This is a genomic window from Halalkalibacter okhensis (assembly GCF_000787375.1).
GTDB classification, from domain to species: Bacteria; Bacillota; Bacilli; order Bacillales; family Bacillaceae_D; genus Halalkalibacter; species Halalkalibacter okhensis.
In genome coordinates this window covers 38,929-63,029 of the sequence record NZ_JRJU01000004.1, presented here as the reverse complement: position 1 = coordinate 63,029, position 24,101 = coordinate 38,929, and the positions used below count along the sequence as shown (strand labels likewise).

Sequence of the window (24,101 nt, the reverse complement as noted above, 5' to 3'; positions counted from 1 at the left end):
GGAAAGCGTGTCCCCCATCCCGGGAGCGAGATCAAAGCTCCTTTTCAAGAAATAAACGAGCACTTTTCAGTGACCTTTATGGTATGGTGAGAATAGGTTTGTAAATGGCTGATTAATAAGGAGATAGTTAATGAAAACAAACTTATTCTTCAATGGGATTCTCGCACTGATTGTTGTACTGGCTTTAGGGTTTCTTGGGTATATAGGGGCAGTTATTAGTTTGTTTATGGGTGGAATAACATTTTATACGCCACTCATCGTTGTGGTCACGGTCAGTTTGATGATCGTAGCTGTTGCTGCCATCTTTCGTTTAGTGAAACGAAAGACGTTGAAGCTTACGTTAATTAGCTTATTTACATTGTGCCTCATCGCGATTGCCATCAATGAGGTATATGAAGGGTATCAAAAAAGCATCGTAACGGTCAGTGATCAGGATTACAATTTATATGGATATCAACCGTTTCATGATGAATCAAATGTTGTCATTTTACATGAGCCTGCAAATGTAATGATAGAAGGAGAACTTCCTATTCTTGATGGAGCAACGGCATTGTATCCGGTCTATTCAGCCTTTGCGCGCGCGACCTATCCAGAAAAGGAATATGATGTTCATCAAAGTGAGGTCATGTCCAATCAAACAGGGGAGGCATTTCAAAATCTACTCAACGGAAAAGTAGATATGATCTTTATAGCCGCTCCATCGAACCATCAAATGGAGCAAGCCAAAAAGCGTGGGATTGAGCTAGAAATGACCCCGATAGGGAGAGAAGCCTTTGTTTTTTTTGTGAATAAAAAAAATCCAGTAACGGGGCTATCGGTCGAACAAATACAAGGCATCTACTCAGGAGATATTATTAACTGGAGTGAAGTAGGAGGAGAACATGAAGCGATCCGTGCGTTTCAGCGCCCTGCTGATAGTGGAAGCCAAACAGCATTAGAAAAAATGATGGATGGGATCCCCATCGCCGATCCACCGACAGAAAATGTTGTCTCAGGTATGGGGGGCGTATTTGAAGAAGTATCAAGCTACAAAAATTATAAAAATGCGATCGGATATACGTTTAGGTTTTTTTCAAATGAGATGGTAAAAAATGGAGAGATCCGCCATCTTGAAATAGAAGGCGTGTATCCGGATAAAGAAACCATTCGCAGTGGTGCTTATCCTATAGCTTCAGAATTTTATGCGATTACGAACGTCGAAAACGACAATTCAAATGTGGATGTATTGCTCGAATGGATCTTATCGGAACAAGGACAACGTCTTATTGAGGAGACAGGGTATGTACCTGTTAAAAATGAGTGATAAAAGCAAAAAATAGGGGGAGTCTAGTTTCATTGGGAACTAGGCTTTTTTCTCATAAACAAAAAAGAAAACCCTCGTTTGAAAAGTGTTGCTTAAGAACAACGATTCAAGTGAGGATAGAATATCTCTTACCCTTGCGTTTTTACAAACAACTCTTTAGACTTTCTTTTTGCTTTTCTTAATGCTCTTTTAATAAAGGTTGTAATGTCTTTGCCGTCTTTTACACGCTCATACGTCTTTTCGAACGTTTCTGCATTGCAAGGGTATTGTTCACCGTTTGTATCTGTAATTAAGTAGTCTCCTGGACGTCCGACCATGGAGCCTTCTGCTGTTTCGATGGTTATGGTTCTTGTAATCTTAACAGCCTCGATGACGATAGGCTTTCTCCTGTATCTAGCCATTTTTCCCACCTCCTTATTGCTTTTTTCTTTTTTAACTACTCTATAGTAATTCATCGTACTCAATTTTTATGTGAATGTGACAACTCCCCATGAGAAATGAAAATGAGCTAGAATACAGAGGGGTATTCCCTTTATCAATGCCCTCTATTGAGTCGTCTTTTTATGGATGAAATAGGTTGAAAATATTATACAAGCATAAGGTCAACTAACGTATCCTCTCTCTCTTTTACAGCTTTGCAGTAGTACAGCGACACAGGCTCAACTATCTTGTAAGCGTTTTCTATAAAATGAAAAATTCTATACTAAAGTGTTAATATTCTGAATAAACAAGTATAGAACGTGCTTTAAAAAACTTACGAACAGAGGTGAAGTCAATGAACGGGAGAGAACAATGGGGAACTCGTGCTGGTTTTATTTTGGCGGCCATTGGTTCTGCTGTAGGTCTAGGCAACATTTGGCGTTTTCCTTATGTCGCCTATGAAAATGGAGGAGGAGCTTTCTTTTTACCGTACTTATTTGCTCTTTTAACTGCTGGTATTCCTCTTCTTATTATGGAATTCACGTTGGGTCACAAATATCGTGGATCAGCACCATTGTCTTACGCGAGAATGAACAAGAAAACGGAATGGATTGGTTGGTGGCAAGTAGCCATTTCGTTTGTTATCGCTACGTATTACGCGGTCATCATTGCATGGGCTTTATCGTACACGTATTTTGCCTTCAATCAAAGATGGGGAGATGACACTGGTGGCTTTTTAATGGGAGATTATTTGCAACGGATCGATGTCGTCTCAGGTGGAGCACCTGGTGATGTTGGTGCGCTTGTGCCTGGTGTGCTTATTCCGCTAGTCATTGTTTGGATCATTACACTCGGGGTGTTATTTAAAGGGGTTCGAAGAGGAATTGAGATTGCCAATCGAATTTTTATCCCTTTGCTTGTAGCGATGTTTTTGCTTATTGTAATTCGAGCCATTACGTTAGAAGGCGCGTTAACGGGGCTTGATGCGTTCTTTAAACCGGATTGGAGTGAAATAATGTCACCAGGAGTTTGGGTGGCAGCTTATGGTCAGATTTTCTTCAGTTTATCGATCGCTTTTGCGATTATGATTACGTACTCTAGTTATTTATCAAAGAAATCAGATATAACGAATAATGCCTTTATTACAGGTTTTAGTAACTCGAGTTTTGAGTTATTAGCTGGGATCGGGGTGTTTGCAGCCCTTGGATTTATGGCACAAGCATCGGGCGTTGGAGTGGCGGATGTTGCTGATGCTGGAATTGGTCTTGCCTTTGTTGTTTTCCCAGAAATCATTAACACCTTCCCAGGGATGAATGGACTGTTTGGGGTTCTGTTCTTTGGTTCATTAGTACTTGCTGGATTGTCTTCTCTCATTTCAATCGTTGAGACGTTTATTTCAGGGGTGCAGGATAAATTTAAGTTTTCACGTCGCAAAGCTGTTGGTATTGGCGGCGGGTTAGCTGCTGTCATTTCTCTGCTGTTTGCCACTCAAGGCGGCTTGTTCTTCCTTGATGCTGCAGATTACTTTATTAACCAATTCGGGGTTGCGTTTGCGGGGCTAGTTTCCGTTATTGCTGTCTCATGGTTTGTGAAAAAGCTGCCAGAGCTTCAAACACATGCAGATGGGGTGTCAGACTTCCGTCTTGGAACGTGGTGGAAAATTTGCTTAAGTATCATTACACCAATTGTGTTAGGGTTCATGTTTATTCAAAACTTAATTGAAAACGTAACAAATAACTATGAAGGATATTCGACTGGTTTCCTTATTGGATCAGGCTGGCTGGTTGCCATAGGAGCTATTGTTATTGGATTTTTATTTGCAAGAAGCAAATGGAAAAATGGGGACTTAAATGAATAAAAAAGGAGATGGTGAAGCATGAGTGGTGGAGCTGTGACAATGATGGTCATAGGTATGCTAATTATTTGGGGAGGATTGGGTCTGAGCATCGCTAATGCTGTAAAGGTTGCAAAAGCAAGAAAATAAAAGGAGACCGATTCAAGGCTGCAGGGAACTTCTGCAGCCTTAGCATCGTAATGCTACTGTAAGTGTTGTGGTGGTGGTTTCATATGTGATTCTTTATCGACTTCTTCAAACAAATTATATTCCTTTTTCTTTTGTAAATTTTGAATTTGATTATTGAGGTTTACTATTTGATTTGATAATGTTGTGATCATATTTTGATTATGGGTTGTCATCACGGGACTTGGCTTTGAAGGGAGCATTTGGTTTACCAATTTCTTAAGCTCTTTCATTTCTTGCTTAATAACATCGATATCTTCTTTGGTTGAATTTTTGGCTTGCTCTTTTAATAAGAAGGCTAATTGACCATTCGGTTCAATTGTTGCATATTTTACATCACTAAACGTTGATATTTTGTTAAGTCTTAACTGAGTTTCTAATTGGTCTACCGTTAATCGAACACGTCTTAAATTATCTAAATGTATGTTCCCATCTTCAATAATCACTTTGGACGAACCGAGAATTAATTTTTCGAAGGGGTTCATCTTTAGTTGACCTAATTCCATCAGTATTAACGTAATGACTAGCATAGACCCAACAAATAAAGTAGTCCAGATATTTTCTCCTGCAAGGGGCTGAATTAATAGGGAACCAATTCCAATCATGATTACGGTCTGTGATAAGGTCATTTGTGAAATGGATTTTCTACCAGCGACTCTTAAAAGGACGGTTCCACCAATGACAATTAATACGGATTTCCATATCCATTCAACAATATCAATATTCATCTATTTTTTACTCCTTTATTTCTAAATCCTATTTCTATGTTCCTCCGCAGAAAGCTTTTTAAAAAATCTACGCTAGTTAGGCCTAGCGTAGATATTTACAACTGCCCTTATTTTTCTTTTTTCTGTCCTGATATGCCTTTCGTTCCCATTGTTTTAAAGATGGATACGGGTCAAATGACCACTCTGTAATTCCATTATCGCGGTACATCCCATAGTGCAGGTGTGGAGGGAACTTCCCTTGAGTGCCAGGCTTCCCGTAACCGGAACTTCCGCAATAACCAATAACGTCACCAGGTGCTACAATTGAACCTTCTTCAATTCCCTTTTCAAACCCGCTTAAATGAGCGTAATAGTGATAAATATTATCTAAATCCCGAATGCCGATTCGCCAACCACCGTATTTGTTCCAACCTTTGATTTCGACTCGTCCGTATGCGGTTGCCCGAATCGGAACATTATAACCAGCAAAAATATCCGTACCTTCGTGAATACGTCTTCCACCCCAGCCACGTCGGTCACCCCATGTGTTTTTGTAGCTGTAGTTGTAATTTAAAGGCATTGGAAACGCATGTTCATCGAGATCTAACGTATCAAATTTTTCGTATACGAGCGAATGTCCGTGAACGATTCGTACAGATTGATCACGCTTGTACTTTTCCCATAACGCAATTCGAAAGTCTTCCTCATCAAACCCGTACCCCTCAATAAAATGGGCCATGGTAAAAAGAACATCTTCATCATTTGTACGTTCAGCAAGACCATCTCCGTCCCCATCTAACCCAACTCCTCCAAACATTTGAATGGAAAGAGGATGGGTATCTTCTTTGTTCGGATTAAAGGTTCCTGCCCACTCTTCTTCAGAGTAATAAATGGAAATGAACCCATCTTCTTTTGAGCGATCCTTTCGTGCACGTCGTAAACCACGCTCATATGTGTCAACAGCGGCTAAATAATGCCAAGGAACATTTGTTATTGTTTCAACTTTTTTATATAGATCCATCCGTTTTTCATAAATTTGCTCACTTGTTAATTCGTCTTTCTCAGCCGCTGACACGCACGGTAGAGAAATAAACACTGCGATAAGTGCTAATACGATCATGTTTTGAAATTTCATGTCAGGCTCCTTTCTACCTTTGCAAAGACTGATGGTAACTCGACCTTGTTTTTCTCTTTATATAGTGTGGGAAAAAAAGCAGGAAAAATTGGAGAGAATGATTGGAAATTTTGAGCGGACGTTTGGTTATTTTTCTAAAATCATGATAAAGTAGTAAAGAGAAAATGTGTGATTGAGATTTCAATAGGTAATTTGGATGGAGTGAAATAAATGGCAAAGAAAGAAGAACATTTACGTAAACCAGACTGGTTGAAAATAAAATTAAATACAAATGAATCCTACACTGGCTTAAAGAAGATGATGCGTGAGAACAAACTTAACACGGTTTGTGAAGAAGCGCGTTGTCCAAATATCCATGAGTGCTGGGCTGTTCGTAAAACAGCGACATTTATGATCCTTGGAGACATTTGTACAAGAGCATGTCGTTTTTGTGCTGTGAAAACAGGCTTGCCAAATGAGCTTGATTTGCAAGAACCTGAACGCGTAGCGGATTCTGTAGAGACAATGGGTCTTAAGCATGTTGTCATAACAGCAGTAGCTAGGGATGATTTAAAAGATGGTGGATCGGCTGTATTTGCTGAGACAGTGCGAGCAGTAAGAAGACGCAACCCTTTCTGTACAATTGAAGTCTTGCCGTCGGATATGCTAGGAAGTTTTGATAACTTGAAGACGTTAATGGATGCACGTCCAAACATTATGAACCATAACATTGAAACCGTTCGTCGTTTAACACCACGGGTTCGTGCTCGTGCTACATACGACCGGACACTAGAGTTTTTACGTCGTGCTAAAGAAATGCATGCAGATATCCCAACAAAATCAAGCTTAATGATTGGTCTTGGTGAAACGAAAGAAGAAATCATTGAAACAATGGATGACTTGCGTGCGGCGGACGTTGATATTATGACAATCGGTCAATACTTACAACCAACGAAGAAGCATTTAAAAGTTCAAAAATATTATCATCCAGATGAGTTTGCTGAATTGAAAGAAATTGCATTAAGCAAAGGATTCAGCCACTGCGAAGCGGGTCCATTGGTTCGTTCTTCGTATCACGCGGATGAGCAAGTAAACGAAGCACAAGTACGAGCAGAAGCAAAAAAGGTAACAAATCAATAAAAAGGTACAAGTATAGGTTTAAAAGGCAGGAGAGGCGAAGACTATGGGTTTTCGTCTCTTTACTTTGTAAAGCATTCGTGGAAGGGATACTTAGAGGAGATATAGGCCGATTGATTCGTCTATTGATGAAGCAAAGTGGGGTCTTTATAAGGAATCAGTGAAGTTTTTTATAGGAGAGGGAGAGCCCAGCCCGTTACGAGGACACTATAAAACGCAATGGCCAAAAACTCCATTGCGTTTCTTTCTAAACAAAATTATCGATCCATTAATCGTCTTTGCTTAGATTGCATGATGTTAATATTATCGTCCGTTTCTTCGTTATATTGTCCTTGTGGTGACTGCAGCTTCATTTCATCAATGGTTTGTTCTAATGTTTCTTCGATATCAGAGGTTGCAGAAGTCAGATGTTGAAACCGCTCGATTTCATCAAAATGGTCGTGATTATCTGAAATGTACACTTCATAATATCTAGGCACGATAGACAAAGCGCTACGTTTTACTTGATCCGCTACATATTCGCGGTTATCCGCTTGGGCATCATATGCAACAAGAACGTACTTGTCCGTTACAAGTGCCCCGGCTTCATTTACGACATCATTTGTTAAGACCATTCGTGTTACTGCATCAGACAAACGTCCACGATCAATAACAGGAACGACAGGTTGGCGATCATTGTCCATGACAAGATCTCTTTCATATCGTGTATAGCCAAAGTGATTATAATCGTCTGATTCATTCAATTGATTAATTGGGTAGTGTCCACCATTTGGCTGATGACTATCGTGATTAGCTGTGCGTTGCAGAGTTTGGCCTTGTTCAGGCATTTGACATCCTGTCGCAAGCATCATCGTTGCAAGGCCGCCAACTAATAATGATTTTTTTATCATGATCAAACCCCCTCTCTTTTCAGATTGACCCAAATACGACATTTTTACAGCTAGTAAATGATGGTGTAATTACAGTTTTAAGTAAAGCTATTGCAAGAGGGTCGTCCTATTGTGTTATAATTTAAGGAAGTAAATTTAAAGAGGTGAGCCACATGGTTCGCATACAAGGGATGCAATTTGAGGTTGTTGAAGATGTGAAAAATGGTTGGAACGAAGAAGCATTTAAAGAGCGTTATGCCGATGTCCTTAATAAATATGATTATATTGTAGGAGATTGGGGATATAACCAATTAAGGCTCAGAGGCTTCTTTGAAGACAAACATAAAAAGTCAACACATGATACGAAAATTAGTACGTTACCAGATTATTTGTATGAGTACTGTAATTTTGGCTGTGCTTATTTTGTCATTAAGAAAGTGAAAGTACCAGCAGGACAAAAAGGGAAAGAATAGTAAATCGGATCCTGGTTCCGTTAACCGTACAGAATCAACCTAAAAAAGGGTTGAAACGAACAAATAACGGAACCAGGAACCGAAAACATGGTTTAAACAAGGGTTTTGTGAGAAATAGCGGAATGAAGATCCGTATATGTGTCAGATAGCTCAGTTTTAATTACTGAGCTATCTTTATATGCGGTGCGATTTAAAATGCATTTTCACGGTAGAAAACGGTACTCGTTATCTTTTTTGTACTATTCATCTGTTGTCGTATAGGGAGGCTCCTCATTTTTGCTTGGGTCATCATGAGTAGGGTGCGCTCCTGGAAACTGCCTCGGTAAGTTTTGATGTAGTGATTTAAATTCATAATTAAAGGCACTGTAGTAACGTTGCTCAGGTTCCCATGGTGTGCTTTTATTTGAAACAGGCTTATCTTTATTGATGGGTGAGCCATAAGGCCCTTCTGGAAAGTCTTCTGCAGCAAGGAAATTTCGCTGTGTTTCAACGTTAGAGAAGTCGAAATACTGTTGTTCCTCTTTATCAGTCATAAAAAAGACACCTCCTATTCATTAACTTGCCCGAATGAGGTGTTTTTTATTTTGTCGGAGTACCTATACAATTTCATACAAGAATGAGCGTAGTTCTTCAGCTTCTTCCGTAGTTAAGTTGAAGGCGTGTTCAATGTATCCTGGTTCATCAAGATCATCTGAACCAATGATGGCAAATCGATTTGATTGAACATCAAGAACAAGTTGTTTGCCGTAATAACGAGATGAATGAATAATGGCAAGATCAAAGCGTTGATTTTCCCCCATAAAGCTAACAAACCGAGTACGTGTTTCTTCTATATCATCGTATAAAAAAAAGCGTTCTGACATATGGATGCTCCTTTCACCGTGTATATGATCATCATACCATGTAAGGGATTGGTTTGAAATGAATCTATCCATCTCAATGATTCTTTATGCTCAGGTTGATGTGGATGTTGTATACTAAAAGAGAAAGAGAACAGATTCAAAAGAAACGCGCAGAATAGAAAAATGTGTGGAGGTATCATCATGTATTTTGTAGATCGCGATAAAATCGAGCAAACACTCCTTTATATGGAATCCCTGCAAGAACAATTTGGAAAATGGACAGCATGTAACGATTTAACCGAAAAGTTAGCATTAGAGCGTCTAGCCTATGTCGTGATTGAGTCAATTATTGATGTTGGGAATAGCATGATTGATGGATTTATAATGCGTGATCCTGGTGGCTATGAAGACATTATCGACATACTAGAGGATGAAAAAGTGGTGAAGACTAATGATGCGGTCGCTTTAAAAACAATCATTGGTTTGCGAAAACAATTAATTGCCGATTATTCAGAGGTGAATCATGAGCAAGTTGTTCAAACATTAATGAACCACCAAGCATCGCTCATTCAGTTTCCAATAGAGGTAAGGCGTTACTTAACGGAGGAACTAGGTCCGGTTAGCGCATTTTTACCAAAATAAATAAGGTGATTATGCTTATCACCTCAGGACGGTTCCCAATCATCACTGTTTGTAGGACGGACCTTTTGAGTTTTTATCGTTCATCGCATACAATGGGGATAAGGATGGTGATCGTTGTGAGGAATGAGGCGAACTCTACACGTCAAGTCATCTTAACGTTGTTAAAACGCAATCAAGAGTTAACGGTTTCAACCTTGGCTATTGAATTAGAAGTAACGGAGATGGCTGTTCGTAGGCATTTACGGGAACTTGAGAAGGAGAAGCTAATTGATTCGAGATTGGAAAAACAATCGATGGGACGACCAATTCATAAATATTATTTAACAGAAAAAGGAAGCGAAACGTTTCCAAGGAATTACAGCGATTTATCATTGGGCCTTCTTCAAGATGTAGAACAATTAAGCGGAAGTCAAATGGTTGATCAATTATTTGAACAGCGCAAAGAACGCCTTTATGAGAAGTATGAAGTAGAGATGAAAGGCTCTTTCGCTGAACGAATTGAAGCACTCGCCCGCGTTCAAAGCGAAGGTGGCTATATGGTTGAGTACAAAGAGGTAGATGATGGTGAGTACGAATTTATTGAGTACAACTGTCCAATTGCGCAAGTGGCAAAGGAGTATCCCATTGCCTGTACTTGTGAACAGCAATTATTTAAACGATTGCTACAGACTGATCATGTTGAACGTACGTCGTGTATAGCAAAGGAAAATACAACGTGCTGTATATATAAAGTAAAAGATAAAAAAGATGCCAATAAATAGAGGATGGGGTTTCTTCTATAGGAAGAGGGATGTATGAAAGGCTATAAAGGTTTTTTAATTGATTTAGATGGAACGATGTACCGTGGAAGTGAAAAGATTGATGAGGCTGTCACCTTTGTGAAGGAGCTTGAAAATAAAGGACTTCCTTATCTATTTGTAACAAATAATTCTACAAAGCGTCCTGAGCAAGTAGCTGAACACTTGCGTGAAATGGATGTTCCAGCTACAGCTGAACATGTATTTACAACAAGCATGGCAACAGCTACGTACATTTCTGATCTAAAGAAGCATGCTCGTGTATGTATGATTGGGGAAGAAGGCTTAAAATATGCTCTTGAAGAAGCGGGGCATGAAATGGTTGAAGAGCATGCAGATTTCGTCGTTATGGGATTAGATCGTGGCATTACGTATGAAAAGTTAGCCGTTGCTGCTTTAAATATACGAGCTGGTGCAACATTTATTGCGACAAATGGCGATGTGGCACTCCCAACAGAGCGTGGATTGTTGCCAGGTGCAGGGTCATTGATTTCTGTTTTATCTGTTACAACAGGGGTTACTCCTAAATTTATTGGGAAACCAGAATCAATCATTGTCGAACAAGCTTTGGAAGTGATCGGCTTAACTAAGGATGAAACCATCATGATCGGTGATAACTACCATACGGATATTCTTGCTGGGATTCGAGCAGGAATGGATACATTGATGGTGTATACGGGCGTATCAACGAAGGAGCAAATAGACGCATTAGAGGATAAACCCACACATGCGATTGATACACTATCAGAATGGACATTTGATTAAGAAAGAGAGAGGCACACCCTTTAGGTGCGCCTCTCTTGCTATTATTCTTTTTTTACTACTGTGTGGTCGGCAAATCAATCGTGACTGTTGTTCCTTCCTTTAACTTACTATCAAAATGGATATTTCCGTGATGAGCCTGGATAATTCGATAGCTTACCGCTAGACCTAACCCTGTCCCTTTTTCTTTTGAAGAATAAAAGGGTTCACCTAAACGGTCCATTCGATCTTCATCAATGCCGTTTCCATCATCATGAATTCTGATTTGAAGCTGATTCATTTTCTCGCTTACATGAATTTGAATGGTCTTCGATTCGGCTTCTATCGAATTTTTAATAATATTGATGAATAATTGTTTAAGCTGATTTGGTTCGCATTCAATATGAGCTAAGGAATGATTACGGTTGTAATGGATCCTAACATTATATAAATTAGCTTGAGATTCTAACAACCACATTACACTAGCAAAAATTTGATTAATATCACACTTCTCAAATTGTACTTCACGTGGTTTCCCTAATGCTAATAGTTCACTAGAGATTTGATTAATTCTTTCTAATTCATCAAGCATGATGGTATAGTACGATTGATTTTTTGTATCGTTGGAATTCATAAATTGAATAAAGCCTTTTATCGATGTTAATGGGTTTCGTATTTCATGCGCAACGCTTGCTGCTAGTTCACCAACAACCGATAGTTTTTCAGTCTTTCGTAGCCGTTCCTCTGTCTCTTTTTCCTTTGTCACGTCCATTGCATAGCCAATGGCGCCTAACACCTCATTATTAATAATCGTCGGTACAGCTGTGCACCGGAAGACTCGTTGGCTACCATCTTTATGCATTACGGTTATTTCTTGATTTACCCAATTGGTCTGGTCCTTTAGAATACGATTAAAGGCTTGAATAGCGAGACGTTTGCTGTTTTTCTCGATGAGAGACAAGATCGATTTTCCTAAAAATTCCTTCGCTTCATAGCCTGTCATAGACTTAAATTGTGGATTCAATTCCAAAACATGTCCTTCACGATTTAAAATAAATACAAGTTCAGGATTAAATTCGACTAATGATCGATAATTTTGTCTGCTCTTTTCTAACTTTTTTTCAACCTGTACTTGATCTGTAATATCTCGCCCCATAACAACTAGTTCTTTTCGGGACCCATCTTGATGAAAAATAGGGACTTTAATGGTATCAAATGTTTTGGTTGTGCCATCAGGGGTAGGAATTTGCTCAATGCAACGTGATACTTTTCCAACTTGCCAAGCTTCTTCATCCGAAGCTTCGCAATAATAAAATGCTTCACGGTAGAACTCACTATATTCGGCAAGGTCAGTATCTTTTTTACCAACATAATCGACATGTTCTATTTGAAAAAGTTTTAAGGCAAACTCGTTCGCTTGCGTCCATCTGCCTTGTCCATCTTTAAAGTTGACAAAGTCAACCATGGAATTAATAAGAGTCTCTAGTTTTTCCTTTTCAGCTTTTACAGCTTGATTTTCGGCTTTTTTAACAAAAGCGTAGTAAATAAAGAAACCAGATAAAATAACGAAAATAAACCCTTTAATTTGCTGGATTAATATATAAACATGTAAATCCGAATTTAATTGGGCAACGATCAAATCGGTAAAAATTATCCAAATAATTCCAAGAATGATATATAGTAAGATTTTTCTTTTTTTATGCATCTCATATCCCCCGTTAAAGTCCGTCCCTAATAGTTCATTTTAACATCAAGAGGTCGTTTGTGGATTAATAATTTCTTCCATTTTTAGATTTAAACATGCAAAAAGACCAATGTTCATGATGGTGCAAAAGGAAGGAAGCCTCCTTTTGCTACCATCATGAAATTGGCCTTTGAATACAATTACTCAGTATTTGCTGCACTATGAGCAAGTCGACTTGATGCTGCTGCTGCAATAGCACCAACAATGTCATCTAAAAACGTGTGACAGCTACTCGATTCTTTATCATTTAACTTCTCTAATATCCCTGGTTTTTGTTTATCGATGTACCCATAATTCGTGAAACCAATCGAACCATATACGTTAACGATCGACAAAGCGATTATTTCATCTACTCCATATAACCCTTCATCTCGATCGATAATTCCTTGCAATGGTTCATCTAATAATTTCTTTTCAGCAAGGACATCCAGTTGAATCCCCGTAATGATTGCATTTTGTACTTCGCGTTTTCGAAGTACTTTATCGACATTGTCTAAGCAAACATCGAGTTGGAGATCTGGATGATATTTTACTTGAAGAAAATAGACGAGTTCGGCTATATCGTCTAAAGTTACTCCTCGTTCCACTAACCAGTTTCTTGCTTTTGTCTCAACTTCATCCATAATCCTTTTTGTCATCGAAACACCTCCATCGGCATGCCGCCTCTTATGACTATAGGCTAATACTAGTCTACTGTCTACATACACATTTTATTCATTTGGGTCATAGACTAGGAAAAGGAGTTTGGTTAGGGAGGGAAGTTCATGTTTGAAAGGAACCTATATGATATTTATGGAATCTATTGCCAGCAACGTTTTTCTATTGGAGCATACGAAGGGTTTGAAGCGGACGGGAAATCATATATTTTGTTACCAAAAGAAGAGTGTATGTCACAAGAAGATGAAATGAATTCCTTTCTAGAGTACATGCGATCTATTGGCGATGCTTCGGTGGTTGAGCCAATAAATACACTGCAAAGGAGAAAGTCTGGTTTAATTGATGGGCAAGAAGTGTATGTATGTGCCTTGCCAATAGGCAAGGATCGAGTGGATGGACATTTTAGATTTCGAACTCCTGAGGAAAAGGGTGGGCATTTAGCAACTGTACATTATTTTGGTAAGCAATTTCCGTACCAAAAAAGAGGGTATGATTTCTTCGGTCAATGGCCGAAATTATGGGAAACAAGATTGGAGCAGTTAGAAGGATGGTATCAGCAAATTATCTATGAAAGACCGCAATCTTATGTAGATGAGGCATTTTTGTTTTCTTATCCTTATTTTATGGGACTGACGGAAAATGCCATCCAATATGTCGTTGATGCGACTCTTGATGATCCGACACGTAATCAAGAAAAGCCAACGATTTGTCATCGGCGCTATACTGATCGAACGTGGATTGTCTTATCGGAAGAAGGGGATATCGTCAAGCGGCCGACCGAGTTTGTATATGACCATCCATGTAGAGATATTGCAGAATGGACACGAGACCTACATTTAACAGAAAAGAATTTTCCATGGGAAAAGCTAAATGATTTTCTTAAGGGGTATGAACAGTACGAACCGCTGACGACTTATTCTTGGAAGCTATTGTATGCAAGGTTGTTATTCCCTCTCCACTATTTTGAGGCGATCGAGGGCTATTATCGAAGTCAAATACAAGAAGAAAAAATTCAACTAGGTCAATCTTTTTTTCAAATGTTGGAAAAAGAACATAAGAATGAACGTTTCTTAAAAGAATTTGCGGAAACGATTCTTATGTCAAAAGGAGTCGGTACAACCAGAGTCCCACCACTGGATTGGTTGTAGGTTTATTCATATTTTTAGACTAGTTAACTAACCATTAACTAGTCTTTTTCGTATGGGAATCGAGTAAAGAAAAGGGGTCTGTCGGGAGGCCGAAAGTAAATTTGAAGAAGCGAAATGCTTTGCACGTTTCGCTCTTTTTCTGAGAACCCGCTTAAGAAAAGGCTTAAAGAAAGCACGGCTTCGCACATTGCACAGATCTCATGAAAAACCGAATGCGTGTTTTTCATGAGATCTTACACTTTTCTGAATTTTATTAAATTACCTATTGTACTTCGGCAAAAAGAGGTCTATAATGTCCATTATAGATAAACAAATGTACTTTTTAGGGATACATGAATAGAGTAATGGAGAAGGAGTGGAGAGAGTATGTCAGCAGCGGAAGTTCGCGTCGGGTTACTGGGTTTGGGGACAGTTGGAACAGGGGTTGTTTCCATTATTAGCCGTCATCAAGATGAATTGCGTCATCAAGTAGGCTGTCCAGTAACGGTGAAGAAAGTACTAGTTCGTGATAAAGAAAAACAACGTCCGGTTGATCTCGATGAATCACTCGTGACAGATAAAATAGAAGAAGTGCTTTTTGATCAAGACATTAATGTTGTCATTGAAGTAATGGGAGGAGTAGAAACGACGCGAGAGCACTTGCTTACGGCACTTCGCAATGGAAAGCATGTGGTCACGGCAAATAAAGATTTAATGGCATTGTACGGTGCTGAGTTATTACAAGTAGCTGCTGAAAATGGCTGTGATTTGTATTATGAAGCAAGCGTAGCGGGTGGGATTCCGATTTTACGTAGCTTAAGCGATGGTTTGTCTGCAGACCGCATTACAAAAATGATGGGCATCGTGAATGGGACAACGAATTATATTTTAACGAAAATGACGCAAAACGGTAGTTCCTATGAAGAAGTATTGAAAGTTGCTCAGGAGCTAGGGTTTGCTGAAAGTGATCCAACAGCGGATGTCGAAGGGTTAGATGCGGCAAGAAAAATGGCTATCCTTGCAACACTTGGTTTTTCCATGGATGTTAGCTTAGATGATGTGACCGTTAAAGGAATTTCATCCGTTACAAAAACAGACCTAGATTATTGTGATCAGCTTGGCTATACGATGAAATTAATCGGGCTAGCTAAACGAGATGAAGGTCGTGTGGAAGTAAGTGTAGAACCGACTTTGCTTCCGAAAGAGCATCCATTAGCATCCGTTCATAATGAATATAATGCCGTGTATGTATACGGAGAGGCAGTGGGAGAAACGATGTTCTATGGACCTGGGGCTGGTTCCTTGCCAACAGCTACTGCTGTCGTTTCTGATTTAGTTTCCGTCATGAAAAACATGCGTTTGGGTGTGTGTGGCAGACAGGTACAAGAGCCATTGCATGCTCGAGTACTCAAAAAAGCAAATGAAATTGACTCAAAATATTTCTTAAGATTAAGAGTACTTGATAAGGCTGGGACGTTCCAAGCTGTTACAAGTTTATTTGCAAGCCATGATGTGAGTTTTGAGAAATTACTTCAGCTGCCGATTGAGGGCGAAGAAGTAGCTGAGGTTATTGTCATTACACATCACACAACGAAAGAAAATTATGAGACATTATATAATAAATTATCCGAGCTTGAAGTCATTGAATCGATTGAAAGCTGCTACCGTGTCGAAGGAGGACGTTAAATAATGAGTCGTTGGAAAGGTTTAATCCAAGAATATAAGGAATATCTACCAGTTACAGAAGAGACACCTCTTCTTACATTGCACGAAGGAAACACACCATTGATTGAGCTAGAGCAGCTTTCAAAAGAGTGGGGCGTAAACGTCTATGTAAAATATGAGGGTTTAAACCCGACTGGTTCGTTTAAAGATCGTGGAATGGTCATGGCAGTTGCAAAGGCAAAGGAAGAGGGGAGCAAAGCGATCATTTGTGCCTCGACTGGAAATACGTCAGCGGCTGCTGCTGCGTATGGAGCAAGAGCAGGACTTAGATGTATCGTTGTTATCCCAGAAGGCAAAATCGCGCTAGGAAAGCTTGCTCAGGCGGTTATGTACGGTGCCGAAGTATTAGAAATCAAAGGGAATTTTGATAACGCCTTAGATATTGTTCGTGAAATAAGCAAACAAGAGCCAATTACACTTGTAAATTCAGTGAACCCTTACCGCATAGAAGGTCAGAAAACGGCAGCATTTGAAATTGTTGATGCACTTGGAAAAGCTCCAGATGTGTTAGCTATCCCAGTAGGAAATGCTGGTAACATCACAGCTTACTGGAAAGGATTTAAAGAGTATCATGAGAAAAAAGGAACGGGTTTACCTGAAATGCGTGGTTTTGAAGCAGAAGGGGCAGCTGCCATCGTTCAAAATAAAGTAATTGAAGAGCCAGAAACGATTGCAACGGCTATTCGCATCGGAAACCCAGCAAGCTGGGATAAAGCAGTAGCTGCAAAAGAAGAATCAAACGGTGCTATTGATTTTGTCACAGATGAGGAAATTTTAGAAGCCTATCAATTACTAGCTAAAACGGAAGGGGTGTTTGCTGAACCAGCTTCTTGTGCGTCTATTGCCGGTTTGAAAAAGCAACTAGACTCAGGTGAGATCAAAAAAGGATCAACGGTTGTATGTGTATTAACAGGAAATGGCTTGAAAGATCCTAATACAGCCATTGATACGGTAACAGTGAAGCCAACGGTATTACCAAATGACAAAGAAGCGTTTCTTGCTCACCTTAAAGGTGGTGTGATGTCATGAGCCAACAACCATTTGTCATAACGGTTCCGGGAAGTTCAGCAAACCTTGGACCTGGCTTTGACTCAGTGGGGCTCGCAGTAAACCGTTATTTGACACTTGAGGTTCATCCGTCAGATAAATGGTTATTCGAATCATCTTCAGTTGAATTGCAAGGAATTGAAGAGGGAGAAGACAATTTAATTTATCAAGTTGCCGCACATGTTGCCAAAGAAATGAGCAAAGAGCTTTTTCCTTGTTATGTTAAGATGACAAGTGACATTCCGTTAGCTCGAGGACTAGGCAGCAGTGCTGCAGCCATAGTAGCAGGGATCGAATTAGCAAATCAATTAACGGGTGTAGAGCTTTCTGCTACTGAAAAAGTTCGTTTTGCAAGCCTTTGGGAAGGTCACCCAGACAATGTGGCCGCTTCGGTATATGGAGGTCTTGTAATTGGCACTCATACAGAAGATAGCACTCATGTGTTATATGGTGGAGTACCAGAGGTGGATCTTGTGTTACTTGTTCCTTCTGAGGAATTAAAGACAAAAAAAGCACGTGGGGTCTTGCCATCTGAGCTTTCTTATAAGAAAGCAGTTCGAGCAAGCAGTGTGGCTAATGTTTTGGTAGCGGCCATCTTACAAGGAGACTGGGAATCGGCTGGAAAGATGATGAGTGAAGATTTATTTCACCACCCATATCGCGGCGAACTAGTCCCTCATCTTCAAGAAGTCATTACGGTTGTACGTGAAGAAACCGAAGCTTATGGAGCTGCTTTAAGTGGAGCAGGTCCAACGATGCTTTGCCTAGCACCGCTTCATCGTGGCGAGGAAATTCAGGAAAAATTACAACGTCATTTCCCTGACTTTGAAGTAACTGTTTTAAGGCCAGCCAAACAAGGAATCCATGTAAAGAAGGAATCGAAACAGGAAACGTCCGCGTGATAAATTGAATAGGGAACTAGCATGGCGGGCAAACCAACAAAAAGGAGGCCCGCCATGCTTAATATTGAGCAACTTGAAGAGGGACAGCAAGTTTATATAATTTACAGAAACCCTCATACACAAACGGTATCAACGGTTCAAGAGGCTACGATCGCTAGAGATCCCATGGATCCGAGTCGGTTGTCTTTGTTGTTATTTGACTTCTACCATCCACTTGAAGAAGATGATGCCATTTTTTCTTCTTATGAAGAGGCTGAATCGATGTTTGAGGAATTTTATATGTGAAAATAAGAAGAACCGCCCGACAACAGTCGGGCGGTAACTATTAAAAGACTTGCTCGATTTCCTTTACTCCTGGTACTTCTTCAAGAAGAGCACGCTCGATACCTGCTTTTAGCGTGATTGTTGAACTTGGGCATGAGCCACAAGCGCCAAGAAGACGAACTTTAACAATTCCATCCTCTACATCTACGAGCTCAACGTCTCCACCATCACGAAGCAAGAAAGGACGGAGCTTATCTAACACTTCACTAACTTGTTCAACCATTTCAGTACTTGTTGACATAACAAAACAACTCCTTTCTACTACCTATTATAATGGTGTTTTAAAAAAAAATCCATGAATCTGCTTGATTTTACGCAGATGAACAGGTGGAATAATGGAAATGGAAGAAATAAAAGAAAAGACCATGCTATAATAATGGCATAGATAATTTGAACCGCGAAAGGACGTGGCGCGATTTGAAAATGACGGTATATGGGGCAGAGGAGAAATGTGCGAGTTGTATTCACCTTCCTAGTGCAAAAGAGACGATGGAATGGTTAGAAGCAGCAATTATCAGGAAATACCCTAACACATCCATTGTATTTGAATATGTTGATATTGATAAGCCGACAAGTAATGAGGCGCACAATTATTATGCAGAAGCGATAAAAGAAGATGAATTTTTTTATCCTTTGGTTGTGCTTGAGGGAGAAGTGCTTGCGGAAGGAAACCCAAAGCTAAAATCAATTTATAAAAAAATTGATGAGCTCATACAAAGTGATTCGAATATATAAGAAAAACGAGCATTAACACCGCTGTGTTGTTGCTCGTTTTTCAATAGCTAAATTAAGAGCCTGAGTGATATTTATACATCCAAAGAACACCGCTCTTTAATACACGTGGCACTCGACCAAGTAATGTTCGCTCTCCCATTAAGCCAAAACCATGTTTTTTTCCTAACGACCCTAACACGCCTTTTAATTTAATGCGAGGGAGCTCATCAGGAAGAGCTTCCCCGTCCCATTGTTTTTTCAAGATCGTGACAATTTGTTCTGCCTGCCCCTCAGCAAGCTGAGCGCTTGGTGCGTGAGGCAGGCTAGCACAGTCACCAACAACAAATACATCTTCATCTGTAGGTAAGAAATGTTGTGGTGTTAAAACGACTCTGCCTTGTTTATCTTTTTCAACATCTAAATTACGGACAACTTCAACGGGCTGTACTCCAGCAGTCCAGATGATCGCATCACATTCAATTGCTTCATCATGATTGTAAAGAATGCCTTCTTCCACTTTTGTAATGTTTGATTTATTAATGACATCAACACCATGATCAATAAACCAGTTCTGAACATACGTACTTAACTTTCGTGGAAACATTGATAAGATAATCTCTCCACGATCGAACAATTTAATCGTTAAGTCAGGGCGACTTTCTCGTAATTCACTGGCGAGTTCAACCCCGCTTAACCCTGCACCGACGATAGATACGACTCCATTAGGGCGGACGTTATTTAACGTTTCATATGTTCGGCGTGTTTTATCCATTGTTTGAATGCTATTTGTATGTTCGGCTGCTCCTGGGACGTTGTGATACTTATCTTCACAGCCTAAGCCAATAATTAATTTATCATAAGGAACATAATCCCCATTTTCAAGCTCAACCAATTTTCCATCTAAGTTCACATTTGTAATGGTTCCGTATTTGACCTTAAGCCTTGCATCTTCAGGAAAGCTGACACGTAGATGGTGGTCTGCTGCTGTCCCTGCTGCTAATGCATAATACTCAGTTTTTAAGCAGTGATAAGGCAAGCGGTCAATTAAAGTGATTTCAACATCTTCAGGTAGCCCTTCAGGCAAAAGGCGTTGAAGAATGCGCATTCCACCATAGCCGGCACCTAAGATTACGAGTTTTTTCATAGACGAATGTCCCCTTTTTTCGAAAATTGCTTCAAGACTGGTTTCGACCAAAGTCATTACGTTTTCAAGCAAACGGGTCTTAGTTGGTTCTGATGCAAAATTTTGAATTCCATGCGAAATCAAACTATGAATAATATGACACCATGTTTTAATAGAAGCACTTGCATTCACTTCTCCTTGAGACTTTGCATCTTGCAAAAGTTCGTTCCAATGAGCAAAAAGAAGTGTTTGTTCTTTAAGAACGTGATTCCACATTTCAATGGTGAGTGCAGGATATCGGTCATAGTCTGTTAATATAAATTGTAAATACGAACGCAATCGAATCGAGAGTGGTCGATTTCTTAAATGCGTTTGTCTAATATGCGGCATTACTTCTTCAAGTAAATCATTGGCCAGCGATTGCATAATGGAGTCTTTTGTTGGAAAGTAATTAAAAAAAGTTCCTTTTGCTACTTTTGCTGCTTTTGTAATTTCTTGTACAGTCGTTCTGGAATATCCCTTTTCACGAAATAAAGTTAATGCCGCTTCTTCTATCCGTGCTTTTGTTTGTTCTTTTTTCGCTCGTTCGTTCATTTTTCTTCTCCTCACCAAAAGTGACCCTGGTCAGTTTCGATTATAACGAGAAACAAATAAAAAAACAACAAATTTATGAATTTTTTAAAAGCGTTTTCAAATCTGTCTAAATGGAAGTTTTTTTGACAAGGTGAAAAATGCAATAAATCCTTAGAAAATAAGGGGATGGCAATTGACTTCTCTTAATGGCGAGAGTAGCATAAAGAGGTAGATTGAAGAGGTGAGAGCGAATGCGTCCAATTATCGAATTTTGTCTTAGTAACTTAGCTAGTGGAGCACAAAAAGCAATGGAAGAATTAGAGAAAGATCCAAATTTGGATATTATTGAATATGGTTGTCTTAGCAGTTGTGGAAATTGTGCAAGGGAGCTATTTGCTCTTGTAAATGGTGAATATGTTTCTGGTGAGACAGCAGAAGAATTAGTCGAAAATATACACGTGTTTCTTGAAGAAAATCCGATGTTTTAATATAGAAAGGAAGTGTGGCAATTGGATGTCGTTCCTTTTGTAAATACGTGGCCATACGAACGTCTTTATGATGATATTTACTTGCAATCTTGTCCCTTTTGTCACGCTGAGAACGTGTTAACAAACATGAAAAAGTCTGACTTTAGAAGGGCAGAAGAAGGAATCAAAACCATTTTGATCTTACCATGCTGTAATGGAAAGCTCACGATTTTAGAAGCGGATCAAGATTATTTCTGGACCGATAAGCAGCTAAGAAGGGATTGAACAAATATGCATTTCACGAAGATGCACGGACTAGGGAATAGTTATATATATGTAGATATGTTTAAACAAACGTTTGATGAAGATAAGCTGGCTCCACTTGCTGTTGAAGTAGCTGACAAAAATAAAGGAATAGGTTCCGATGGTATGATCCTTGTTTGTCCGTCTGAATTAGCTCCTGTGAAGATGCGCGTCTTTAACAATGACGGCTCGGAAGCAAAAAATTGTGGCAATGGATTACGTTGCGTTGCAAAATTTGCGTATGAACACGGGTATGTCAAAGAAGAGACGTTTCAAATTGAAACATTAGGTGGGCTAGTAGAGGCCACTGTTCATCTTAAGGATGGAAAAGTGAAAACAGTCACGGTCGATATGGGGAAGCCAACTCTTTCAAGGCAATTGATTCCCATGTTAGGAGCAGACCAAGATCAAGTTGTAGCAGAAGCATTTCCTCTTGATGGAAAAACATTTGATGTAACAGCTGTTTCGATGGGGAATCCGCATGCCGTTATGTTTGTTGACAGTATTCAGCATGCCCCCATTGACACAGTTGGACCAAAGATGGAAAAAGATGAGCGTTTTCCGGAATGGGTAAATGTTGAATTTGTTGAAGTGGTATCAGAGACAGAACTTCATTTTCGAGTGTGGGAAAGAGGATCTGGAATTACCCAGGCATGTGGAACAGGAGCCTGTGCAGCAGTCGTCGCAGCCATCTTAAATGGACAGGCGAAAAAAGGAAAAGAAATAACGGTTCATTTATTAGGTGGAGACTTAGGAATCACTTGGCTTGAAAATGGTCATGTATTAATGACTGGTGCAGCGGAAGTGATTTGTGAGGGTGTTTTTGAGAGGAAATAAGTTAAATAAACGTTTGTTTAAGAGTAAAGCAGCAAGCTAGATGAGGTAATATCTAGCTTGCTGCTTTTTCTTTAGTATAGAAAAAATAGTTGATCAAAGAAATGCGTCATAATTTCAATAAAAGAAGACAGTCTTTCATTTCAATGAAAGACTGTCATTCCGTATATTGAAGGTGGCCAACTGCAATTTAATCACTCAAAATGCAACGAACATCTAATAAGTTTTAACTATATTATAAAAGGTATCTCGTTCAACTGGGGTTTTGCCTGCACTCTTAATAAGGTACACAAGCTCTTCACGAGTAATTCCTTGTGATGTTAAGGCACCAACTGCGTGAGAAATTCGTTCCTCAATTAACGTACCGTGAATGTCACTTGAACCAAATGTAAGGGCCATTTGGGTTAATTGCACCCCAATGTTAATCCAATACGCTTTAATGTGGTCGAAGTTATCAAGCATCAAACGGCTAATTGCCAGTGTACGCATGTCATCAAAAGCTGTTGTACGACGCTTAATTCCAGCATTAATACTGCGTGGCTGCATTGCAAGTGGAATAAATACCATGTAGCCATTGGTACGGTCTTGAAGTTGACGCAAACGATCCATGTGAATAAGGCGCTCTTCTTTCGTTTCGATGGAACCATATAGCATGGTTGCATGGGTTTTTAATCCTAGGTTGTGAGCAATCTCATGAGCCTCTAACCACTGATCTGTAGAGGCTTTATCTGGACTCATTTTCAAACGGTAACGCTCCGTTAATATTTCAGCTCCGCCACCTGGAAGGGTATCAAGACCCGCTTTAATTAGTTCTTCTAACACTTCTTTCATAGTTAATCCAGAAATTCGCGAGAAGAACTCAATTTCAGCACCTGTGTAAGCTTTGACGGTTACTTGTGGATAGTGCTTCTTTAACGTGCGAATAGTATTTAAGTAGTAGTCGAAAGGTACTTCATGATTGTGACCACCAACAATATGAAACTCGCGAATGTTATCATTCCATCTTTTTTCGACATACTCGAGCAAGGCTTCGCTGTCCATTGTGTAAGCCCCATCATCACCAGGCTTACGCTTGAATCCACAGAATCCGCAGTTTGCTTCACAAACATTTGTAGGGTTGATGTACATATTTTCAATGAAATAGACATGATCCCCATTCTTTTTCTGGTTTACTTGATTGGCTAATTGAGCAATACCTAATAAATCAGGGCTTTCAAATAAATAAAGACCATCTTGAATTGTCAGGCGTTCTCCGTGGTTTACTTTTTCGGAAATTGCTTGTAACTTTGTATCCGTTAAAATTGTTCCCATCCGTTCTTGTCCTCCATTTCTTCATTAAACCGTAACATATTTCCTAATTTCATTCATATTGTTGAAGGAAAATGCTTGTTTTTATAGAAATATATTAATAAATGATTAAGATCTTTCGTGTTTGCCTACTATTATACTATCAGAATAGGTTTAATGAAAGAAATAGAGTCGTTTTAGGAGATACA

General features: G+C 39.4%; 28 protein-coding genes and 1 pseudogene. 17 read left to right on the top strand and 12 right to left on the bottom strand.

What is annotated here, in order from left to right; all coding sequences use genetic code 11:
- The first annotated feature begins 130 nt into the window (after positions 1–130).
- Positions 131–1,303 carry a PstS family phosphate ABC transporter substrate-binding protein gene (locus LQ50_RS04635; protein WP_034626619.1) on the top strand — a complete coding sequence of 391 codons (1,173 nt, stop codon included), beginning with the start codon at positions 131–133 and terminating at the stop codon, positions 1,301–1,303.
- A 128-nt stretch (positions 1,304–1,431) separates the two neighbouring features.
- Here LQ50_RS04635 and LQ50_RS04630 read toward each other — a convergent pair whose 3' ends face one another.
- The gene (locus tag LQ50_RS04630; RefSeq protein WP_070808114.1) at positions 1,432–1,704 is read right to left on the bottom strand and encodes a hypothetical protein; all 273 of its coding nucleotides are present in this window, start codon (positions 1,702–1,704) and stop codon (positions 1,432–1,434) included.
- A 374-nt stretch (positions 1,705–2,078) separates the two neighbouring features.
- Here LQ50_RS04630 and LQ50_RS04625 point away from each other — a divergent pair, with 374 nt between their 5' ends.
- Both LQ50_RS04625 and LQ50_RS25160 read left to right on the top strand, forming a co-directional pair.
- Positions 2,079–3,581, top strand: a complete 1,503-nt coding sequence (locus LQ50_RS04625) for a sodium-dependent transporter (RefSeq protein ID WP_034626617.1) — start codon at positions 2,079–2,081, stop codon at positions 3,579–3,581.
- Positions 3,582–3,599: 18 nt separating this feature from the next.
- Complete coding sequence (locus LQ50_RS25160; RefSeq protein WP_152608154.1) at positions 3,600–3,707, top strand: MetS family NSS transporter small subunit; 108 nt, start codon at positions 3,600–3,602, stop codon at positions 3,705–3,707.
- A gap of 53 nt (positions 3,708–3,760) precedes the next feature.
- Here the strand turns inward: LQ50_RS25160 and LQ50_RS04620 are convergent, their stop codons facing one another.
- Complete coding sequence (locus LQ50_RS04620; RefSeq protein WP_034626616.1) at positions 3,761–4,471, bottom strand: DUF421 domain-containing protein; 711 nt, start codon at positions 4,469–4,471, stop codon at positions 3,761–3,763.
- A gap of 82 nt (positions 4,472–4,553) precedes the next feature.
- Positions 4,554–5,585, bottom strand: a complete 1,032-nt coding sequence (locus LQ50_RS04615; RefSeq protein WP_034626615.1) for a M23 family metallopeptidase — start codon at positions 5,583–5,585, stop codon at positions 4,554–4,556.
- A gap of 210 nt (positions 5,586–5,795) precedes the next feature.
- Between LQ50_RS04615 and lipA the strand changes: the two genes are divergently transcribed.
- Complete coding sequence (lipA, locus tag LQ50_RS04610) at positions 5,796–6,704, top strand: lipoyl synthase (RefSeq protein ID WP_034626613.1); 909 nt, start codon at positions 5,796–5,798, stop codon at positions 6,702–6,704.
- A gap of 254 nt (positions 6,705–6,958) precedes the next feature.
- Here lipA and LQ50_RS04605 read toward each other — a convergent pair whose 3' ends face one another.
- Positions 6,959–7,591 carry a YhcN/YlaJ family sporulation lipoprotein gene (locus LQ50_RS04605; RefSeq protein WP_052144589.1) on the bottom strand — a complete coding sequence of 211 codons (633 nt, stop codon included), beginning with the start codon at positions 7,589–7,591 and terminating at the stop codon, positions 6,959–6,961.
- Positions 7,592–7,743: 152 nt separating this feature from the next.
- Here LQ50_RS04605 and LQ50_RS04600 point away from each other — a divergent pair, with 152 nt between their 5' ends.
- Entirely contained in the window at positions 7,744–8,043 is a 300-nt protein-coding gene (locus LQ50_RS04600; RefSeq protein ID WP_034626612.1) for a YutD family protein, read from the top strand.
- 239 nt (positions 8,044–8,282) lie between these two features.
- On the opposite strand, the gene LQ50_RS04595 is transcribed toward LQ50_RS04600, so the two are convergent.
- Complete coding sequence (locus tag LQ50_RS04595) at positions 8,283–8,576, bottom strand: hypothetical protein (RefSeq protein WP_034626611.1); 294 nt, start codon at positions 8,574–8,576, stop codon at positions 8,283–8,285.
- A gap of 63 nt (positions 8,577–8,639) precedes the next feature.
- Positions 8,640–8,906, bottom strand: a complete 267-nt coding sequence (locus LQ50_RS04590; protein ID WP_034626609.1) for a DUF3055 domain-containing protein — start codon at positions 8,904–8,906, stop codon at positions 8,640–8,642.
- Between the two features lie 180 nt (positions 8,907–9,086).
- Here LQ50_RS04590 and LQ50_RS04585 point away from each other — a divergent pair, with 180 nt between their 5' ends.
- The 3 genes from LQ50_RS04585 (at position 9,087) to LQ50_RS04575 (ending at position 11,089) form a co-directional block, all read left to right on the top strand.
- Positions 9,087–9,527, top strand: a complete 441-nt coding sequence (locus tag LQ50_RS04585; protein WP_034626608.1) for a DUF86 domain-containing protein — start codon at positions 9,087–9,089, stop codon at positions 9,525–9,527.
- Between the two features lie 65 nt (positions 9,528–9,592).
- Complete coding sequence (locus LQ50_RS04580) at positions 9,593–10,288, top strand: helix-turn-helix transcriptional regulator (protein WP_237563648.1); 696 nt, start codon at positions 9,593–9,595, stop codon at positions 10,286–10,288.
- 33 nt (positions 10,289–10,321) lie between these two features.
- Positions 10,322–11,089 carry a TIGR01457 family HAD-type hydrolase gene (locus tag LQ50_RS04575; RefSeq protein WP_034626607.1) on the top strand — a complete coding sequence of 256 codons (768 nt, stop codon included), beginning with the start codon at positions 10,322–10,324 and terminating at the stop codon, positions 11,087–11,089.
- A 55-nt stretch (positions 11,090–11,144) separates the two neighbouring features.
- On the opposite strand, the gene LQ50_RS04570 is transcribed toward LQ50_RS04575, so the two are convergent.
- Together LQ50_RS04570 and LQ50_RS04565 are read right to left on the bottom strand one after the other, a co-directional pair.
- Positions 11,145–12,770 carry a PAS domain-containing sensor histidine kinase gene (locus LQ50_RS04570; protein WP_034626605.1) on the bottom strand — a complete coding sequence of 542 codons (1,626 nt, stop codon included), beginning with the start codon at positions 12,768–12,770 and terminating at the stop codon, positions 11,145–11,147.
- Between the two features lie 179 nt (positions 12,771–12,949).
- Positions 12,950–13,447, bottom strand: coding sequence for a phosphatidylglycerophosphatase A family protein (locus LQ50_RS04565; RefSeq protein ID WP_034626604.1), 498 nt, complete (start codon positions 13,445–13,447; stop codon positions 12,950–12,952).
- 126 nt (positions 13,448–13,573) lie between these two features.
- On the opposite strand from LQ50_RS04565, the gene yutH reads away from it, so the two are divergent.
- The 5 genes from yutH to LQ50_RS04540 all read left to right on the top strand — a co-directional run bounded on the left by yutH (position 13,574) and on the right by LQ50_RS04540 (position 18,552).
- The gene (gene yutH / locus LQ50_RS04560; RefSeq protein WP_034626602.1) at positions 13,574–14,614 is read left to right on the top strand and encodes a spore coat putative kinase YutH; all 1,041 of its coding nucleotides are present in this window, start codon (positions 13,574–13,576) and stop codon (positions 14,612–14,614) included.
- Positions 14,615–14,980: 366 nt separating this feature from the next.
- The gene (locus tag LQ50_RS04555) at positions 14,981–16,279 is read left to right on the top strand and encodes a homoserine dehydrogenase (protein WP_034626600.1); all 1,299 of its coding nucleotides are present in this window, start codon (positions 14,981–14,983) and stop codon (positions 16,277–16,279) included.
- Between the two features lie 3 nt (positions 16,280–16,282).
- Entirely contained in the window at positions 16,283–17,347 is a 1,065-nt protein-coding gene (thrC, locus tag LQ50_RS04550) for a threonine synthase (RefSeq protein WP_034626598.1), read from the top strand.
- Positions 17,344–18,267: a homoserine kinase gene (gene thrB / locus LQ50_RS04545; RefSeq protein WP_034626596.1), complete on the top strand. Its 924-nt coding sequence runs from the start codon at positions 17,344–17,346 to the stop codon at positions 18,265–18,267. The genes thrC and thrB overlap by 4 nt, the downstream gene beginning before the upstream one ends.
- A gap of 54 nt (positions 18,268–18,321) precedes the next feature.
- On the top strand, positions 18,322–18,552 hold the full coding sequence (locus LQ50_RS04540; RefSeq protein ID WP_034626594.1) for a transcriptional regulator SplA domain-containing protein: 231 nt from the start codon (positions 18,322–18,324) through the stop codon (positions 18,550–18,552).
- Positions 18,553–18,592: 40 nt separating this feature from the next.
- On the opposite strand, the gene LQ50_RS04535 is transcribed toward LQ50_RS04540, so the two are convergent.
- Positions 18,593–18,832: a NifU family protein gene (locus tag LQ50_RS04535; RefSeq protein ID WP_034626592.1), complete on the bottom strand. Its 240-nt coding sequence runs from the start codon at positions 18,830–18,832 to the stop codon at positions 18,593–18,595.
- 182 nt (positions 18,833–19,014) lie between these two features.
- Between LQ50_RS04535 and LQ50_RS04530 the strand changes: the two genes are divergently transcribed.
- The gene (locus LQ50_RS04530; RefSeq protein WP_034626845.1) at positions 19,015–19,326 is read left to right on the top strand and encodes a YuzD family protein; all 312 of its coding nucleotides are present in this window, start codon (positions 19,015–19,017) and stop codon (positions 19,324–19,326) included.
- Between the two features lie 52 nt (positions 19,327–19,378).
- Here LQ50_RS04530 and LQ50_RS04525 read toward each other — a convergent pair whose 3' ends face one another.
- Both LQ50_RS04525 and LQ50_RS26410 read right to left on the bottom strand, forming a co-directional pair.
- Complete coding sequence (locus LQ50_RS04525) at positions 19,379–20,449, bottom strand: NAD(P)/FAD-dependent oxidoreductase (RefSeq protein WP_034626843.1); 1,071 nt, start codon at positions 20,447–20,449, stop codon at positions 19,379–19,381.
- Positions 20,450–20,908: 459 nt separating this feature from the next.
- Positions 20,909–21,022 (bottom strand): annotated as a pseudogene (locus tag LQ50_RS26410) (TetR/AcrR family transcriptional regulator); the annotation flags it as partial.
- A gap of 230 nt (positions 21,023–21,252) precedes the next feature.
- On the opposite strand from LQ50_RS26410, the gene LQ50_RS04520 reads away from it, so the two are divergent.
- The 3 genes from LQ50_RS04520 to dapF are packed head-to-tail and all read left to right on the top strand — an operon-like array spanning position 21,253 to position 22,608.
- The gene (locus tag LQ50_RS04520) at positions 21,253–21,489 is read left to right on the top strand and encodes a YuzB family protein (RefSeq protein ID WP_034626590.1); all 237 of its coding nucleotides are present in this window, start codon (positions 21,253–21,255) and stop codon (positions 21,487–21,489) included.
- A gap of 21 nt (positions 21,490–21,510) precedes the next feature.
- Entirely contained in the window at positions 21,511–21,753 is a 243-nt protein-coding gene (locus tag LQ50_RS04515; protein ID WP_034626588.1) for a hypothetical protein, read from the top strand.
- A 6-nt stretch (positions 21,754–21,759) separates the two neighbouring features.
- The gene (gene dapF, locus LQ50_RS04510; protein WP_034626586.1) at positions 21,760–22,608 is read left to right on the top strand and encodes a diaminopimelate epimerase; all 849 of its coding nucleotides are present in this window, start codon (positions 21,760–21,762) and stop codon (positions 22,606–22,608) included.
- Positions 22,609–22,821: 213 nt separating this feature from the next.
- Here dapF and mqnE read toward each other — a convergent pair whose 3' ends face one another.
- Positions 22,822–23,916, bottom strand: a complete 1,095-nt coding sequence (gene mqnE, locus LQ50_RS04505) for an aminofutalosine synthase MqnE (protein WP_034626585.1) — start codon at positions 23,914–23,916, stop codon at positions 22,822–22,824.
- Between the last annotated feature and the right edge of the window lie 185 nt (positions 23,917–24,101).